2 protein-coding genes are annotated in these 2,000 nt (G+C 66.2%); both read left to right on the forward strand.

Annotation, left to right across the window (positions count from 1 at the left end):
• The first annotated feature begins 47 nt into the window (after window positions 1-47).
• Entirely contained in the window at window positions 48-1,052 is a 1,005-nt protein-coding gene (locus ACWIF2_RS29160; protein WP_454363750.1) for a carbohydrate ABC transporter permease, read from the forward strand.
• 14 nt (window positions 1,053-1,066) lie between these two features.
• The gene (locus tag ACWIF2_RS29165; protein WP_454363751.1) at window positions 1,067-1,930 is read left to right on the forward strand and encodes a sugar ABC transporter permease; all 864 of its coding nucleotides are present in this window, start codon (window positions 1,067-1,069) and stop codon (window positions 1,928-1,930) included.
• Window positions 1,931-2,000: the final 70 nt, after the last annotated feature.

A 2,000-nucleotide genomic window follows, 5' to 3' on the forward strand; every position in this document is an offset into this window, starting at 1 on the left:
CCCCTTGGCCTCCCTGAACTCCTTGAACCTCCAGAAGGTGTCGAACCATGACAGTCGTCATCGACCGAGCGACCGGCAAGCGGCGCGGTGAGCGGGAACCGCGCCCCGGGCCGGCCCAGCGGCTGAAGAACGGCTTCCACAAGCACTGGTACGCCTACGCGATGGTCGCCCCGGTGGCCATCGTCCTCGGGGTCCTCGTGCTGTACCCGCTGGCGTACGGCCTGTACCTCACGCTCACCGACGCCACCAGCCTCAACACCGCCCGCACGATCGGCGTCAACGAGATCGACGCCACCTACAAGTTCATCGGCCTGGACAACTACGCCGACATCCTGTGGGGCCCGACGGCGTACGACCGCTTCTGGTCGCACTTCCTGTGGACGGTCTTCTGGACGGCGGCCTGTGTCGCCCTGCACTACGGCATCGGTCTCGGGCTCGCGCTGCTGCTCAACCAGAAGCTGCGCGGACGCACCCTCTACCGGATGATCCTGGTGCTGCCCTGGGCCGTGCCGACCTTCGTCACCGTCTTCGGCTGGCGGTTCATGCTCGCCGACGGCGGCATCATCAACTCCGGCCTGGACCTCCTGCACCTGCCGACGCCGTCGTGGCTGGAGGACACCTTCTGGCAGCGGTTCGCCGCGATCATGGTCAACACCTGGTGCGGTGTGCCGTTCATGATGGTCTCGCTGCTCGGCGGACTGCAGTCGATCGACGCGAGCCTGTACGAGGCCTCCGAGATGGACGGCGCGGGCGCCTGGCAGCGGTTCCGCTACGTCACCCTGCCCGGCCTGCGGTCCGTCAGTACGACGGTCGTACTCCTCGGCGTCATCTGGACCTTCAACCAGTTCGCCATCATCTTCCTGTTGTTCGGCAACACCGCACCCGACGCCCAGATCCTCGTCACGTGGGCCTATCAGCTGGGCTTCGGGCAGCAGCCGCGCGACTACGCCCAGTCCGCCGCCTACGGAATCCTGCTCCTGTCCCTCCTGATCGTCTTCACCTCCTTCTACCGCCGCTGGCTGAACCGCAACGAGCAGCAGCTCGCGATCTGAGGCAGGAGCCCGAAATGAGTACGACGAGTACGACCGCGGTCCGCCGCCGCGGCGAGAACAGCCGCGCGGCCTCCCTCGCCTCGCACGCCGTGCTGATCGGCGCGAGCCTGACCGCGCTCTTCCCGATCGCCTGGCTGGTCTTCCTGTCCCTCGGCCCGGACAAGGACGACTACCTCCACCCCGGGCGCATCTGGAGCAAGATGACGCTCGACAACTACGCGTTCGTCCTCCAGGACACGAGCTTCTTCGACTGGCTGACGAGCACGCTGGTCGTGGTGCTGGGCACGACGCTCATCGGCGTCGTCGTCGCGGCGTCCACCGGCTACGCGGTCTCCCGGATGCGGTTCCCCGGCTACCGGAAGCTGATGTGGGTGCTGCTGGTCACCCAGATGTTCCCGATCGCGGTACTGATCGTGCCGATGTACCAGATCCTCTCGGATCTCCAGCTCATCGACAGCTACCTTGGTCTCATCCTTGTCAACTGCACCACGATCGTGCCGTACTGCGCCTGGCTGATGAAGGGCTATTTCGACACCATCCCGTTCGAGATCGACGAGGCGGGGCGCGTCGACGGGCTGACCCCCTTCGGCACGTTCGCGCGGCTGATCCTGCCGCTCGCCAAGCCCGGCCTCGCGGTCGCCGCGTTCTACAGCTTCCTCACGGCCTTCGGTGAGGTCGCGTTCGCCTCGACGTTCATGCTGAGCGACGACAAGTACACGTTTGCCGTCGGTCTGCAGACCTTTGTGAGCGAGCACGACGCTCAGCGGAACCTGATGGCCGCGACGGCTGTGCTGATCGCGATACCGGCCGCCATTTTCTTCTACCTCGTGCAGAAGAACCTGGTGACGGGCCTTACCGCCGGTGGCACGAAGGGGTGACCTTCGTCGAGCGATCGGCTGCGGGTTCGTCGTGGCTGGTCGCGCAGTTCCCCGCGCCCCTGACGGGGCG

The sequence above is a fragment of the Streptomyces sp. NPDC055506 genome (assembly GCF_053643595.1).

Excerpts from the sequence above, each read along its gene's own strand:
- ACWIF2_RS29160 (WP_454363750.1), top strand. The coding sequence starts at position 48 with ATGACAGTCGTCATCGACCGAGCGACCGGCAAGCGGCGCGGTGAGCGG.
- ACWIF2_RS29165 (WP_454363751.1), top strand. The coding sequence starts at position 1,067 with ATGAGTACGACGAGTACGACCGCGGTCCGCCGCCGCGGCGAGAACAGC.